At 71.1% G+C, this 15,337-nt stretch carries 9 protein-coding genes; 8 read left to right on the top strand and 1 reads right to left on the bottom strand.

Annotation, left to right across the window (positions count from 1 at the left end):
• Positions 1–322 precede the first annotated feature (322 nt).
• The gene (locus D7V97_RS05035) at positions 323–2,383 is read left to right on the top strand and encodes a M20/M25/M40 family metallo-hydrolase (protein WP_120609439.1); all 2,061 of its coding nucleotides are present in this window, start codon (positions 323–325) and stop codon (positions 2,381–2,383) included.
• Positions 2,384–2,465: 82 nt separating this feature from the next.
• On the opposite strand, the gene D7V97_RS05030 is transcribed toward D7V97_RS05035, so the two are convergent.
• On the bottom strand, positions 2,466–5,459 hold the full coding sequence (locus D7V97_RS05030) for an ATP-binding protein (RefSeq protein WP_120609438.1): 2,994 nt from the start codon (positions 5,457–5,459) through the stop codon (positions 2,466–2,468).
• A 203-nt stretch (positions 5,460–5,662) separates the two neighbouring features.
• On the opposite strand from D7V97_RS05030, the gene D7V97_RS05025 reads away from it, so the two are divergent.
• The 7 genes from D7V97_RS05025 (at position 5,663) to D7V97_RS04995 (ending at position 15,304) form a co-directional block, all read left to right on the top strand.
• Positions 5,663–6,733 (top strand): putative zinc-binding metallopeptidase, encoded by a 1,071-nt coding sequence (locus tag D7V97_RS05025; RefSeq protein WP_233582519.1) that lies wholly within the window; start codon positions 5,663–5,665, stop codon positions 6,731–6,733.
• A 1-nt stretch (position 6,734) separates the two neighbouring features.
• Positions 6,735–7,772: an ATP-grasp domain-containing protein gene (locus tag D7V97_RS05020; RefSeq protein WP_120609437.1), complete on the top strand. Its 1,038-nt coding sequence runs from the start codon at positions 6,735–6,737 to the stop codon at positions 7,770–7,772.
• 30 nt (positions 7,773–7,802) lie between these two features.
• Positions 7,803–10,073 carry an FUSC family protein gene (locus D7V97_RS05015; RefSeq protein ID WP_233582518.1) on the top strand — a complete coding sequence of 757 codons (2,271 nt, stop codon included), beginning with the start codon at positions 7,803–7,805 and terminating at the stop codon, positions 10,071–10,073.
• A gap of 51 nt (positions 10,074–10,124) precedes the next feature.
• The gene (locus D7V97_RS05010) at positions 10,125–12,038 is read left to right on the top strand and encodes an RICIN domain-containing protein (protein WP_120609445.1); all 1,914 of its coding nucleotides are present in this window, start codon (positions 10,125–10,127) and stop codon (positions 12,036–12,038) included.
• Positions 12,039–12,174: 136 nt separating this feature from the next.
• A complete protein-coding gene (locus tag D7V97_RS05005; RefSeq protein WP_233582517.1) occupies positions 12,175–13,308 on the top strand; it encodes a hybrid sensor histidine kinase/response regulator in 1,134 nt (377 codons plus the stop codon).
• Between the two features lie 20 nt (positions 13,309–13,328).
• On the top strand, positions 13,329–14,951 hold the full coding sequence (locus tag D7V97_RS05000) for an ATPase domain-containing protein (protein WP_120609444.1): 1,623 nt from the start codon (positions 13,329–13,331) through the stop codon (positions 14,949–14,951).
• Positions 14,948–15,304: a response regulator transcription factor gene (locus tag D7V97_RS04995; RefSeq protein WP_120609435.1), complete on the top strand. Its 357-nt coding sequence runs from the start codon at positions 14,948–14,950 to the stop codon at positions 15,302–15,304. Before D7V97_RS05000 ends, D7V97_RS04995 begins: the two co-directional genes overlap by 4 nt.
• Positions 15,305–15,337: the final 33 nt, after the last annotated feature.

Raw genomic sequence — 15,337 nt, 5'->3', positions numbered from 1 at the left:
CACCCCTCCCCGCCGCCACCCGCACTAGACACCGCGACGACCCGCGTCGCGTGAGTCCGCGCGTGGCCGGGGTGCGTCAATCCCTTCTGATTGGGCTGTTTCAGCTTCAGCGTGTTTCACGCTGCTCTCTGTCTTGACGGGGCCGTCTGGAATTACACAGGATGCGCCGCCAACCCACGAGGTCGGGGCGCGAGCCCCGGCACGGGACGTGGGTGGTTCTCACCGTGCAATCCAGGGAGTCAGCCAGGGCCCGACACCGGGCCTGGGGCGCACGGGCGGCGTTCACGCAGGGCGGGCCCGGGCCCGCGAATCGGAGCGGAACATGCGTTGGAAGAAGTTGGCCCCCGTCGTCCTGTCGTTGTGCTGCGTCACCGCCTCCGCGCAGGAAGCGCGCGAGCGCGAGGTCTACATCACCATCGGTTCGGAGGCGCTGGACTCGGTGCGCACGTCGTTCCGCGCGGCGGGCGGCACCGCGCCCACGCTGGTTCGCGAGGCGAACGGCGTGAGCGTGCTCAAGATGAATGAAGGGCAGCTGGGCACGGTGTCGCAGCTGATGCACGACAAGTACCACCGCTGCGCGGGCTTCATGACGCACGACACGCAGGAGGCGGCGCTGGCGGCGCTGGCCCCCGCGCAGCCGTCGCTGACGCAGACGCTGGTGAGCTACACGCTGGACAACGCGTCGGTGGTCAATTCGCTGTTCGCCGGCCTCCAGGAGCCCAGCCTGCGCAGCACCATCACGCAGCTGTCCAGCTACACGAACCGCTACTACAACGGCTCCACCAGCTCCGTGCAGGCGTCCAACTGGCTCCGGGACACGTGGCTGTCCTACGCGGCGGGCCGTCCCGACGTGACGGTGGCGCTCTACGCGCACAGCAGCTGGAGCCAGCCCTCCGTCATCGCCACCATCCAGGGCACGGTCAGCCCCAACGAGGTGGTGGTGATTGGCGGCCACCTGGACTCCATCAACCTCGACGTGCCCTCGTCGAGCCGTCCCTCGGCGACGGCGCCCGGCGCGGATGACGACGCCTCCGGCGTGGCCACGCTCTCCGAGGTGTTCCGCGTCGCGATGGCCCAGGGCTACAAGCCGGCGCGCACGGTGAAGTTCATGGCGTACGCGGCGGAGGAGGTGGGCCTCCTGGGCTCGCAGGCCATCGCGCAGGCGCACAAGGCGGATCCCGCGACGCTCGGCACCGTGGTGGGCGTGCTCCAACTGGACATGACCAACTACCGCGGCTCCACGGTGGAGGTGACGCTCGTCACCGACAACACCAACGCGGCGCAGAACGCGTTCCTGGGCTCCCTCATCGACACGTACACGGGCTACACGCGCTCCAACATCACCTGCGGCTACGGCTGCTCGGACCACGCGTCGTGGAACGCCCAGGGCTACCCGGCGTCCATCCCGTTCGAAGCCCTGCTGAGCCAGGACAACCCCAACATCCACACGGCCAACGACACGCTGGCCAACAGCACCGGCGGCAACGCGGCCAACGCGCTGAAGTTCGCGCGCATCGCGGCGGCGTACCTGGCGGAGCTGGGCAAGGGCACCCTGCCGGGCCTGCCCTCCGACACCACGGACCCCACCGTGTCGCTCACCTCGCCCGCCAGCGGCGCGACTGTGACGGGCACCGTGTCCATCGCCGCGACGGCCACCGACAACGTGGGCGTCAACAAGGTGGAGTTCCTGGTGGACGGCGCGGTGAAGGGCACGTCCTTCACCTCGCCCTACAGCTTCGCGTGGGACAGCCGCACGGTGGCCAACGGCAGCCACACCGTGGCGGCGAAGGCGTCCGACAGCGCGGGCAACTCCGCCACGACGACGGCCCGGACGGTGACGGTGACGAACGTGTCCACGGCCGGCACCTATGACAGCACGCTCAAGACGCTGCGCTGCAGCGCGGTGAACGCCACGTGCGACAGCGGCACGGCCTTCAATGGCCGCGGCACGCGCGGGCCGGAGCTGAACTACCCCAACACGCTGCGCGGCCTCTGCGCCGACGGCAGCGGCGGCACCTACCACAACGACGAGTCCCTGGACGGCGTCAAGGTGTCCACCGTGGACGGCACGCCCTTCGCTCCGGGCAAGCAGGTGAAGGTGGAGGCCACGGTGTGGGCCTACGCCAGCCCGTCGTCGGACCGGCTGGAGTTCTTCTACACGGCCAACGCCACCGCGACGACGCCCGTCTGGACGCAGATTGGCACCAGCATCACCCCGACGGCCGCGGGCACCGTGACGCTGTCGGCCACGTACACGCTGCCCGCTGGCGCCACCCAGGCCGTGCGCGCGCAGTTCCGCTACGGCAGCAGCAGCACCACCAGCGCGTGCGTCTCCAACGAGTACAACGACCGCGACGACCTGGTGTTCGCCGTCGGGCCGTGATGCACCCTCGTTGAGCTGAAGCACAGGCAGCACCTGAGGGGGTCCCGGGCCGCACGCCCCGGGGCCCCTTCTTCGTTCTGCGTCAGGCGGCCTTGAGCCCCTCCAGGGGCAGTTCCACCACGAAGGTCGCGCCCGCGCCCGGCGCGCTGTCCACGGAGATGCGGCCGCCGTGCGCCTCCACCACCTGCCGGGCGATCCACAGCCCCAGGCCCAGGCCTCCGTAGTTGCGGCCGGGCACCGCGCGCTCGAAGCGCTCGAAGATGCGCGCCCGGTCCTCCGGACTGATGCCAATGCCCTCGTCGCGCACGGTGACGCGCGCGGTGCCGTCTCCGGCGGCCACGCGCACCTCGATGGGGCGGCCCTGGCCGTACTTCGCCGCGTTCGCCAGCAGGTTCGTCACCACCTGGTCGATGCGCAGCCGGTCATACCGGCCGACGAGCGGCGCGGTCGCCTCCAGCGTCACCTTCACGCCCAGCCGCTCCACCTCGTCGCGCAGCCGCGCCACGGCGTCCCCCACCACGGAGGTGAGGTCCACGTCGTTGAGGTCCAACGCCAGCCGGCCCGTGGTGAGCTGCGACACGTCCAGCAGCGTCTCCATCAGCGCGTGCAGCCGCTGCACCTGCCGGCCCGCGGACGCGAGCGGGCTCTGCACGCGGTTGCGGGCCTCGTCGCCCAGGCCGCGCTCCAGCCGCTCCAGGTGGAGGCGGAAGGCGGCCAGCGGCGTCTTGAGCTCGTGGCTCGCCACCGCGAGGAAGTCGTCGCGGGCCTGGAGGCTCTCGCGCAGGGAGGCTGCGACCAGCTCCTGTCGCAGCGAGTCGCGCCGCATCCGCGCCAGCTCCAGCATGGAGCGCACGCGCGCCACCAGCTCCCGGGCGCTGAAGGGCTTCACCAGGTAGTCGTCCGCGCCCGCCTCCAGCCCCTCCACCGCGGCCTCTTCACCCGCGCGCGCGGACAACATCACCACCGGGATGGCGCGCGTGGCGGGCGTCTCGCGCAGCGCGCGCAGCAGGCCGAAGCCGCCCAGCCGGGGCATCATCACGTCGGTCAGCACCAGGTCCGGCGGGTTCGCGCGCGCGGCGTCCAGCGCGGACTGTCCGTCCGCCGCCAGCACCACGTCGAACGAGGGGGCCAGCACGCGCGCCATGTACTCGCGCATGTCCACGTTGTCGTCCGCGACGAGCACGCGCTGCCGGGGCGCCTCCACGCTCGGCGCCGCGCCCATGCCGGAGAGCGACACCGTCGTCACCGGGGCCTCCGGTACCACGTCCGCCCAGCGCTCGGCCTCCTGGACGAAGGGGCGCGCGCCCTGCGACAGGGATTCCTCTTCGCGCGGCGCGAGGATGCGCTCGGACGGCAGGTGCGCCATGCCCCGGGGGAGGCGGACCGTGAAGGTCGTGCCCTGTCCCTCCCGGCTCTCCACCCGCACGTCGCCGCCGTGCAGCGCCACCAGCTCACGCACCAACGCCAGCCCGATGCCGGTGCCCTCGTGGGTGCGGCTGCGCGCGTTGCGCACGCGGTGGAAACGCTCGAAGAGGTGCGGCAGCTCCGCGGCCGGGATGCCCGTGCCCGTGTCGGAGACGGTGAGGACGACGTCGCCGTCGCCGGCCGTCAGCCGCACGGCGATGAGGCCCGTGAAGGTGAACTTGAGCGCGTTGGAGAGCAGGTTGAAGACAACCTTCTCCCACATGCGCGGATCCACGTAGACGGGCTCCGGCAGCGGCGCGCAGTCCACCGTGAAGGCCAGCCCCGTGCGCTCCACCGCGGAGCGGAAGTTGCTCGCGAGATCCAGCGTGAGCGCGGCCAGGTCGATGGGCTCGAAGCGCGAATCGCTCCGGCCCGCCTCCAGCCGGCTGAAGTCCAGCAGCGTGTTCACCAGCCGCAGCAGGCGGCCCGCGTTGCGGTGGACGACCTCCAGGTCTCGCCGCGCCGCTTCCGTCACCTGGGCCTGCGCGAGCACGTCCTCCAGCGGGCCCATCATCAGCGTGAGCGGCGTGCGGAACTCGTGGGAGATGTTGTGGAAGAAGGCCGTCTTCGCCCGGTCCAGCTCCGCCAGCTGTTCAGCGCGCTGGCGCTCCTCCTCGTAGGCCCGCGCGTTGCGCAGCGCCACCGCCACCTGCGCGCCCAACAGCTCGAAGAAGGACGCGGAGCCCTCGTCGAAGGCCCGGTTCGGGGACAGGCCGGTGACGAGCACGCCCAGCGGCGCGGACGTGCCCGCGCCCGCGAGCGGCTGGAGCAGGAGCGAACCCACCGCGTCTCCGAAGGGGCCCCCGCGCAGTGACAGCAGGGCCTCCAGGCCGTCCCGTCGCACCGGCCCGCCTTCGAGCGCGCGCAGGAACGGCGCCGCCCCTGGCAGCGTGGAATCCAGCGCGACGGACTCCGGGCTCAGCGGCCCTCCGGGCGCCACGCCCACGGAGCCGCTCAACGTCAGCGTCCGGCCATCCGCCGAGCGCAGGTAGAGCAGCGCGAAGGGCACGTCCAGCGGGTGCTCGGCCACGGCGGACATCAGGTCGCGGCACGTCTTCGTCACGCTGCGCGTGTCCGACGCCCGGGCGGACAGGTCGCGCAACAGCCGCATGCGCCGACTGCTCAGCACCTGCTGCGTCACCTCGGCGCACACCGCGAGCATGCCGCCGATGGCGCCCGTGTCGTCGTAGGCGGGCGCGTGGCTGACGTCGAAGTAGGACTCCTCGCGGTAGCCGCTGCGCTCCAGGAGCAGCATCAGCGCGGGCACCCAGCTGGCGGCGCCCGTCGTCATGGCCTCCATCACGAGCGGCCCCAGCGCGTCCCACGCCTCCGCCAGCGTGCCCCGGATGTCCGTGCCCAGCGCGCCCGGGTGCTTGTCGCCAATCACCGCCGAATAGGCGTCGTTGTAGAACTGGCTCAGCTGCGGCCCCCACGTGAGGATCATGGGGTAGCGCGACCCGAGCAGCGTCTTCACCAGCACCTTGAGGCTCGTGGGCCAGGAGGCCACCGGGCCCACCGGAGTGGAGGCCCAGTCATGCGCTCGCACGAGCGCGTGCATCTGGCTGCCCCCCGTGAAGAGGGCTTCGGGTGCCAGCGGGGGCTCCTGACTCATCTCAGCGTGGCTCCTGGGTCACGGAAACAATTCCCTATGTCGCGGCGGGTCGGGTTCCCACTGGAAAAATGCCCGTGTGTCCGCGGAGGACCACACCACCCTCCGCCCCCATGCTCCCTCCCTTCGAGGGCTCGGCCGGCCGGCTGCTGGCGTGAGGTCGCCGGGCTGTCCATCCCTCCCCGCGCGCCTTACCTAGCAAAGGGATGATGCCCTCCACCCAGCCCGAAACGCGGGTGCTGCGCGAAAAGCACCCCTCCGAGGGAGCGGACGGCCGGGGCCGGCTGTCGCCCCGCCGTGAGGCCCTGCTCCAGGCGCGCATCAAGGACCTGTCCCTGCGCCTCTCAGGCACGCCGCTGGAGCGCTACATCGCGCAGCTCCACGCGGAGCTGGAGGCCAAGGGGCTGTCGTTCAAACCCCAGTGCTACCTGTCCGACGAGTGGGGCTGTCCGTCCGGGGTGCCCGTCATCGGCCTGCCCTTCTACCTGGCGGATCCGGACCTGCTGTCCATCGAGGCGGAGCTGGGGGGGAGCGCGGAGACCGAGGCGGAAATCCTGATGTACCTGCGCCACGAGGCCGGCCACGCCTTCAACTACGCGTGGCGCCTGTACGACACCGACGAGTGGCGCCGCGTGTTCGGCGACTACGGGCGGCCGTACCAGGACGACTACAAGCCCCGGCCCTTCTCGCGCCGGTACGTGTTCCACATCTCCGGCTGGTACGCGCAGAAGCACCCGGACGAGGACTTCGCGGAGACGTTCGCCGTGTGGCTCACGCCGGGCAGCGACTGGGAGAAGCGCTACCAGGGCTGGGGCGCGCTCAAGAAGCTCCAGTACGTGGAGGCGACGGCGAAGCGCGTGGGCCGCTCACCTCCTCTCGTGCAGCTGGCGCAGCCGGACCTCACCACCGAGGAGATGGAGGGCACCGTCCAGGAGCACTACCGCCAGCGCGAGCTGGACGAGAAGGTGGACCTGGAGCTGCGCAATTCCTTCGACCACGCGCTGGAGGACATCTTCTGGGGGCCCGGCGAGGCCCCGGTGAGCGCGGCGACGCTGGTGCAGGCGGAGCGCCAGCGCCTGCTGTCCACCGTGGGCCACTACTCCGGCGTGGGCCGGGGCGTGGTGCGCGCGCTCGTGGATCACCTGGCGGAGCGCACCGCCGCGCTGAACCTCACGCTGTACCCGGACGACAGCCGCGAGGCCGCGATGCAGTTGGCGTCGCTCGTCACGGTGCTGGCGATGAACTACCTCCACACCGACCGCTTCTTCGAGGACTGACATGCCCCAGAAGTCCCTTCGCATCGCCGTCCTTCACTACCAGCCCAAGGACGAACCGCCCGACGCCGTGGTGGCGCAGGTGAGCGCGGCCCTGCGCGCGGCCGGCCACGAGCCGGTGGACGTGCGCGTGGACGAGAGCGTCTCCGACCTGGTGCGGCTGGTGACGCGCGCCCGCGCGGACCTGGTCTTCAACCTCTGCGAGACGTTCGCCGAGGACTACCGCCTGGAGGTCAACGTCGCCGCCGTCCTGGAGCTGGCGCGCCTGCCCTTCACCGGCTCCGGCACGGCGGGGCTGCTGCTCGCGCAGGACAAGGTGCTGACGAAGCAGCTGCTCCAGTTCCACGGCGTGCTCACCCCGCGCTTCGCGACCTTCGACGGCACGTCGTTCCAGACGAATGGAGATTTGTCCTTCCCGCTGGTGGTGAAGCCCGCGCGCTCGGACGCGTCCATGGGCCTGGGCGTCGAGAAGGACATGGAGGGGCTGGCGCGGCGGGTGAAGAAGATCCGCGAGGAGTACGACGACGAGGCGCTGGCGGAGGAGTTCATCGAGGGCCGCGAGCTGTACGTGGGTGTCGTCGGGGACGCGGCGGATCCGGAGGTCCTCCCGGTGGTGGAGCTGGACTTCGGCTCGCGGTGGAACCGCAAGCGGATGAAGATCGCCAACCGCGAGGTGAAGTTCGCGCCGGAGTCGCCGGGCAGTCCCCATCTCGTCTTGCCCACGGACCTGTCGGATGAACTCCAGGGCCGCATTGGCCGCGCCGCGGTGACGGCGTTCCGCGCGCTCAAGCTGCGGGACTACGCGCGCATCGACTTCCGCGTCTCCAGCCGCACCAACGAGCCCTACCTGCTGGAGGTGAACCCCAACCCCTACCTGGAGACGCAGTGCGAGGTGGCCATGGGGGCGAAGGAGCGCGGCATGGGCTACGACGCGCTCGTGCAGCGCATCGTGGACACGGCCGCCCGACGGCACGGCCTGGGCGTGAGGCCCCGGGCCACGGCCGGTGCGCCCGTGCGGGACGCGACTCCCGCCGCGCACTGAACGTCCCCCGCGCCCCTGGCCCGGATTCCGGTGGCCCGACTGGTGCCGGTGCTCTATGGGAGACGGGTGATTCACCGTCAGCTCCTGGAGCATGCCAAGGCCGTGGCCCGCTTCGCGCCCGTGCGGCCCGCGGTGAAGGCGGGCCTGCGCGCCGCGCTCGCCACCTTCGTGCCCATGGCCGTGGGCACCGCGCTGCACCTGCCCGGAGGCCTGTGGCTCGCCGTGGGTGGCTTCAACACGTCCTTCGTCGACAAGGGCGGCTCCTACCACGCGCGGGCGCGGGCCATGGGCGGCACGGCGCTGGCGGCGGCGGTGGCCGCGGTGATGGGCGGGCTCGTGGGGATGCACCCCGCGCTGTCCATCCCGCTCACGCTCGTGTGGGTGACGGCGTGGAGCTTCGCGGGCGTGTACGGCGCCGCGGCGAACATCATGGGCAACATCGCCGCCACCACCTTCGTCATCGCCGTGGCGCTGCCCGTGGAGGGGCCCGGGGCCGCGCTGCTGTCGGGCGCGACGCTGCTGGCCGGCGCGGCGTGGGCGATGGTGCTGTCGCTCGTGCTCTGGCCCATCCGGCCCTACCGGCCCGCGCGCAAGGCGGTGGCGGAGTGCTTCGACGCGGTGGCCGACTACGCGGAGGCGCTGTCGCGCATGTGCCAGGGCGCGCGCGAGGACGCGTGGCAGGCGCTCATCCAGGAGCAGCACGGGCGCATCCGCGAGACGCTGGAGGTGGCGCGCACCACGCTCACCGCCACGCGCCAGGGCCGTGTGGAGCGCGGGCGCGGTGAGCGACTGCTGGTGTTGCTGGAGGCCGCGGACGCGATGTTCATGGGGCTCATCGCCCTGGCGGAAGACCTGGAGAGCCTGGGCCCCCCGGTAAGCGGACCCGCGGGAGATCCGCGCGCGGCGGCGGCGGTGGCCCTCCTGGACTGCGCGCACACGGCGCGCGACCTGGTGCGGCTCACGCAGCAGGAAGGCCGCAGCCGCAGGCCCCAGCCGGAGTGGGACGGCCGGGCGCTGAGCGACGCGCTCACGGACCTGGACGCGCGGGGCCTGCTGACGCGGCTGGAGCGGGCGCGCCTGCGGGACGTGGCGCGGCTGGTGACGGAGCTGCGCGAGCGCGCGGACGTGGCGCTGGACACCGCGTGCCGCCTGCCCGGCCCCGTGGAGCCGGGCATGCTGCCGCCCACCCGCGAGCTGGCGGAGGAGCCGAACCCGTCCCTCTGGGAGCCCGTGCGCGCGCACCTCACGCTGGAGTCGGAGGTGCTGCGGCACGCCCTGCGCGTGGGCCTCACCACCACGGCGGCGGTGTGGATCTCCAGCATCTTCCGGCCGAACCACAGCTACTGGGTCACCATCACCGTGCTGACCGTGATGCAGCCCTACACCGGGCCCACCGTCCTCAAGGCGCTGCAGCGCGTGCTGGGCACCGTGGTGGGCGGCATCCTCGCCATCGCCGTGGCGTCGTGGCTCCAGGATCCGCGCGCGATGATGGGGCTCCTGTTCTGCTCCGCGGCCCTGTGCGTGAGCCTCATCCCGCTCAACTACGGGCTGTTCACCGTCTTCGCCACGCTCACCTTCGTGCTGCTCGCGGAGGTGGGCAGCGGGGACTGGACGCTCGCGCCGGTGCGCATCGTCAACACGCTCATCGGCGGGGCGCTCGCGCTCGCGGGCACGTTCTTCCTGTGGCAGCGCTCGGAGGAGGAGCGCTTTCCGTCGCAGATGGCGGAGGCCCTGCGCGCGGACCGGGAGTTCTTCGACGTGCTGGCGTCCGCGTGGCAGCGGGGTGAGGCGCCCGCGCCGGTGGCGCTCGCGGAGGCGCGCCGCAAGCTGGGGCTCGCCACCATCAACGCGGAGACGTCCTTCCAGCGCCTGCTCAACGAGCCGCGCTGGAGCACCAAGGCCCTGGAGCCGCTGATGACGCTGCTCGCGTTCACGCGCCGCTTCGCCGCCGTCTGCACCCTGCTCGCGTCGCGGCGCTCCGTGCCCTCCACGCCCGCGGTGCAGGAGGCCCTGGCCCGCTTCAGCCGCGCCATGGACGGCGCGATGGAGGACCTGGCGGAGGCCGTCCTCCATGGCCGCCGCCCACGCCCCCTGCCCACCTTCGACGCGCTGATCGGCTGGAACGTACCGACGCCGGACACGGCCGGGCTCGCCCTGGGCACCGAGGCCCCCCTGCTCCAGTCCCAGCTGGAGCGGCTCGCGCGCCAGGCCTCCGTTCTCCACGGCGCCGCCACCCGCCGGCTGGAGGCCGCGGCACCCGCTCCGGCCGCATCCCAGTCTTCCACGACAAGCGAGACATAGCAGAACAGCTTGAATAGGTTGCGCGGCCTCCCCTCGTCGTTGGAGTCCCGCATGTCCTTCGTGTCGCTCCGTTCGTTCCGGTCCCGAGTCCCCACCCACCTGACGGGCCTGTTGCTGGCGGCCTCCGCGCTCGCGCCCCCCGCCGCGCTCGCGGCGAACGAGTCCGTGCGGGTGTGGCTGACGACGACGTCGGGCAGCACGCTCGCGAAGAAGCTCAATGCCGAAGCGAACAAGGCGTTCGGCCCGGAGAGCGGCTCGGCGACGGCCATCGACGTGAACGACGGCGTGACGTACCAGACGCTGGACGGGTTCGGCGGCGCGATGACGGATGCGTCCGCGTGGCTCATCTACAACTCGCCCCAGCGCACGGCCATCCTCAACGACTTGTTCAGCGTGGGCGCGGGCGCGGGCTACAGCGTCATCCGCCTGCCCATGGGCGCGTCGGACTTCTCGCGCAACAGCTACACCTACGACGACACCTGCTGCGACCTGAACGACTTCTCCGTGGGCCACGACACGGCGTACATCCTGCCGGTGCTCCAGCAGGCGCGCGCCATCAACCCGGAGGTGAAGGTGTTCGCGGTGCCGTGGAGCGCGCCCGCGTGGATGAAGTTCAACAACTCGCTCTCCGGCGGCGGCTACCTGCGCAATGACCTGTACGGCACCTACGCGAACTACTTCGTGCGCTTCGTGCAGGCGTACAACGCGAACGGCGTGCCCATCCACGCGCTGAGCATGCAGAACGAGCCGCACAACGCCAACGGCAGCTACCCGACGATGCAGATGGAGTCCAACGACCAGTCCGTCTTCGCGGCGCAGCACCTGCGCCCCGCGCTCAACGCCGCGGGCTTCGCCAGCGTGAAGTTGCACGCGTGGGACCACAACTGGCACGACGGCACGGGCCCCGCGGGCTTCCCGCATGAGGTGATGGCCTACAACGGCGGCCAGGCGCAGTCGGCGGTCGCGGGCGCGTCCTACCACTGCTACGAGAGCCCCGAGGGCAGCTACACCGTGCAGTCCGCCTTCCGGAACGCGTACCCCAACAAGGAGGTGCACTTCACCGAGTGCACCGGCGGGTTCTGGGCGACGAACGCCGCCGCGAATCTGGAGTGGGCGCTCCAGAACAACCTCTTCGGGCCGCTGCGCCACTGGGCGCGCACGTCGCTGTACTGGAACATCGCGTTGGATCCGAACCACGGGCCGCGCGTGGGCGGCTGCGCGGACTGCCGGGGCATGCTCACCGTGGACAACGGCAACGGCAGCTACACGCGCAACGAGGAGTACTACGCGTGGGCGCACCTGGCGAAGGTGGTGCGGCCGGGCGCGGTGCGCGTGGACGCCACGTCGCTGGGCAACAACAACATCGAGACGCTCGCCTTCCGCAACCCGGACGGCTCGCACGCGCTCGTCGCGCTCAACTCCAATGACGGCGCCACCCTCAGCTTCAAGGTCCGCTGGGCCGGGCAGGCGTTCGAGTACAGCCTGCCGCCGCGCTCGGTGGCGTCCTTCCAGTGGGGCGGGACGGGCGGCACGCAGGGCCCGTGGTACCGGCTGGTGAACAAGGCCACCGGCAAGTGCCTGGACCTCGTCGGCCCGTCCGCGGCGGACGGCACCGGGCTGCACCAGTGGACGTGCCACACGGGCGCAAGCCAGCAGTGGTCGCTCGTCGCCACCGACAGTGGCTACTCGCGGCTGGTGTCGCGCTACAGCGGCAAGGTGATGGACGTGACGGACGTGAGCGCGGCGGACGGCGCGCGCGTGCAGGAGTGGTCCTGGTCGGGCGGTGCCAACCAGCAGTTCAAGCCGGTGGCGACGTCCGCGGGCTACTCCCGCTTCGAGGCCCGCCACAGCGGCAAGGTGCTGGACGTGGCCAACTGCTGGAACACCGGCGACGGCGCCGTCGTCCAGCAGTGGGTCTGGGCCAACAACGACTGCCAGCAGTTCCGCCTGGAAGCCATGCCCTGAAGCCGGGCAGCGGACAGGCGCTCCGTCCAGAGCCCAACACCCCCCGGGCGGCCGTGCACACGGGTTGCGGACTTTTTGAAGGTGGATGGTTCCATCCGCCGCGCGGGCACCCACTTTGTCCCGGGCACCCAGGCACGTGAAAACCTCCGACCTCCCGTCAGATGCGAACACCCGTTCGAGGACCACGGTCCTCAACGTCAACGACGACCCGGCGACGCTGTACCTGCTCAGCCTCACGCTGCGGCAGGGCGGCTACCACGTCATCGAGGCCACCTGCGGCCAGGAGGCGCTGACGCTCGCGCAGGGGATGCCGGACCTGGTGCTGCTGGACGTGCACATGCCGGACGTGGACGGCTACGAGGTCTGCCGCCGCCTGCGCGCCGACGAGGCCACGCGCGACCTGCTCATCGCGCACCTGTCATCCGTGTCCGTGAGGCGCGAGGACCGCGTGAAGGGGCTCGCGCAGGGCGCGGATGCGTACTGGACCCGGCCCCTGGCGGAGGACGAGCTGCTGGCCAACATCGAAGCGCTCTTGCGCCTGCAGACCCGCGCCCGGGACGCGGTGCGCGCGCGCGACCGCTTCCTCAGCATCGCGGCGCATGAGCTCAAGACGCCCATGACGGTGCTGCGGCTCAACCTGGAGCGCGCCGTGCAGCTCGTCGTGAACGACGCGGACGGCCCCGTGTCCACCGGCCCCGTGGAGAAGCGGCTCACCCCCGCGGTGCGCCAGCTCACGCGCCTGCAGAACCTGGTGGACAGCCTGCTGGACGTGTCGCGCCTGTCCACCCGGGGCATGGAGTTGACCATGGAGACCGTGGACCTGTCCCGGCTCGTGCTCGAACAGGTGGAGCGGCTCCAGTCCCAGGCCCGCAGCGCGCGGGTGGACCTGGAGGCCACGGTGCCCCCGGAGCCCGTGCTCCTCTTCGGAGACCCGCTGCGGCTGGAGCAGGCCGTGGGGCACCTGCTGACGAACGCCATCAAGTTCGGCGAGGGCCGTCCCGCGCACGCGCGCCTGGAGACGCACGGCGACCAGGCGGTGCTGACGGTGCGGGACGAGGGCGTGGGCATCGCGCCGGAGGACCAGGCGCGCGTCTTCCGCCGCTTCGAGCGGGTGACGACCGGCGACCGCTTCGACGGGCTGGGCCTGGGCCTCTTCCTGGCCCTGGAGATCGCCACCGCGCACGAAGGCGCCCTCACCGTGAAGAGCGCCCTGGGCGAGGGCGCGACCTTCGAACTGCGGCTGCCCCTGCACCTCACCCGACGTTATTGAACATCCAAGGAGAGCAATTCGTGTCGAACACAGGAGACGGTGACGGCAGTGCCACAGCCGCGGAGGGCCGGAGGCCCACGAAGCGGCTCGTCACCAATGTGCCCCGGCTGGACTTCATCACCAAGGGCGGCCTCATCCAGGGCTCGTCCTACGCCATCATCGGGCCGCCGGGATCCGGCAAGACGGTCTTCGCCAACCAGATCGCCTTCGAGCACGTGCGCACCGGGGGCAAGGCCCTCTACGTGACGCTGCTGACCGAGTCGCACGGGCGCATGCTGGAGAACCTGTCGCAGATGACGTTCTTCGACGCCAGCGTCATCCCGGAGCGGCTGCAATACCTCAGCGCGTACCGCGAGCTGGAGAAGGAGGGCCTCCGGGGACTGCTGGATCTGGTGCGCAAGAACGCCCAGCAGCACGGCACCACGCTGCTCATCATCGACGGCATGGATGCGGCGAAGGAGTTCGCCCGCTCGGACCTGACCTTCAAGCGCTTCCTCCAGGACCTGCAGACCTTCTGCAGCATCCTGGGCTGCACCTCGCTGCTGCTGGCGCCGCACCACGCGGGGGAGATCCACCCGGAGAACACCGCGGTGGACGGCATCTTCGAACTGTCCCTGTGGCTGCACGGGCCGCGCGCGGTGCGCGAGCTCATCGCCGTGAAGTTCCGGGGCGGGCCGTCGCTGCTGGGTCGCCACGAGGTGGAGATCTCCGACCAGGGCATCGTCATCCACCCGCGCACGGAGGTGCAGTTCGCGCACCCCGCCGCGGCGGGACGCGAGGACCGCATCCGCATGCCCTTTGGCATCCCCCGCCTGGATGACGCGATGAAGGGGGGCCTGCTGTCCGGCTCCACCACGCTGCTGTTGGGCGCGCCCGGCACCGGCAAGACGCTGCTGGGCCTGCGCTTCCTCCTGGAAGGCGCGCGCGCGGGCCAGCCGGGGGTCTACTTCGGCTTCTACGAAACGCCCCCCCGCCTCATCGAGAAGGCCCTGGGCACGGGCATGAAGGACTTCAAGAAGTACGTGGACGAGGGGCTGATTGAAATCCAGTGGCAGCCGCCCCTGGAGCACAACCTGGACTCGCTCGCCGAGCGGCTCCTGGAGCGCATCGCGGAGCGCAAGGTGTCCCGGCTGCGGCTGTTCATCGACGGCGTGGCGGGCTTCCGCTCCGCGGCCGTGTACCCGGACCGCATGGGCCGCTTCTTCTCCGCGCTCACCCATCAGCTCCGGATGATGGACGTCACCACGCTGTATTCGGACGAGACGCCCCTGTTCAGCCCCGGCGTGGAGATGCCCCAGCCGGAGGCCGCGGCCACCGTGGAGAACGTCATCCTCGTGCGCTACGTGGAGCTGCGCTCGCAGCTCTACCGGCTGCTCTCCATCATGAAGATGCGCGAGAGCGCCTACGACAGCGGCATCCGCGAGTTCTCCATCTCCGAGGACGGCATCACCGTCGCGGACACCTTCGAGAGCGCGGAGAGCATCCTCACCGGTCACGCGCGCATGACGTCGGTGCCTCCGGCGAGGAGCCCGCGCAAGAGCGCCGTCAAGGCGCCGCTGGGCACGCGGGGAGGCGCGAAGAAGAAGGCCGCCAAGGGGGTGAAGAAGTCCCCGGCAGGCACCTCCCGCCGGAGTCGCGCATGAAGACCGTGCTCGTCGTGGACGACGAACTCGACATCGCGGAGGCCGTCCAGGCCATCCTGGAAGAGGAGCAGTTCCGGGTCGTCATCTGTGGCAACGGCCGCGAGGCCCTGGAGAAGCTGAAGGAGGTGGAGCCCTCCCTGGCCATCATCGACGTGATGATGCCGGTGATGAATGGCTACGAGACCATCGACGCCATCCACAAGGACGGGAAGCACTCCTTCCCCATCCTCGTGATGAGCGCCATCCAGCCGCCCAGGGCGAAGGCCGAGGAGCAGGGCTGGGCCGGCTTCCTCAAGAAGCCCTTCTCCCTGCGGGACCTGGTGAGCTCCGTCAACCGGCTCACCTCCTCGTAGACGCAGCCGGGTGTTTGCACCTCCAACCGGGCG

This window comes from Corallococcus sp. CA053C (assembly GCF_003611675.1).
Taxonomy (GTDB): domain Bacteria; phylum Myxococcota; class Myxococcia; order Myxococcales; family Myxococcaceae; genus Corallococcus.
This window is presented reverse-complemented; position numbering and strand designations above follow the sequence as displayed.

Excerpts from the sequence above, each read along its gene's own strand:
- D7V97_RS04995 (WP_120609435.1), top strand. The coding sequence starts at position 14,948 with ATGAAGACCGTGCTCGTCGTGGACGACGAACTCGACATCGCGGAGGCC.
- D7V97_RS05010 (WP_120609445.1), top strand. The coding sequence starts at position 10,125 with ATGTCCTTCGTGTCGCTCCGTTCGTTCCGGTCCCGAGTCCCCACCCAC.
- D7V97_RS05030 (WP_120609438.1), bottom strand. The coding sequence starts at position 5,459 with ATGAGTCAGGAGCCCCCGCTGGCACCCGAAGCCCTCTTCACGGGGGGC.
- D7V97_RS05025 (WP_233582519.1), top strand. The coding sequence starts at position 5,663 with ATGATGCCCTCCACCCAGCCCGAAACGCGGGTGCTGCGCGAAAAGCAC.
- D7V97_RS05035 (WP_120609439.1), top strand. The coding sequence starts at position 323 with ATGCGTTGGAAGAAGTTGGCCCCCGTCGTCCTGTCGTTGTGCTGCGTC.
- D7V97_RS05020 (WP_120609437.1), top strand. The coding sequence starts at position 6,735 with ATGCCCCAGAAGTCCCTTCGCATCGCCGTCCTTCACTACCAGCCCAAG.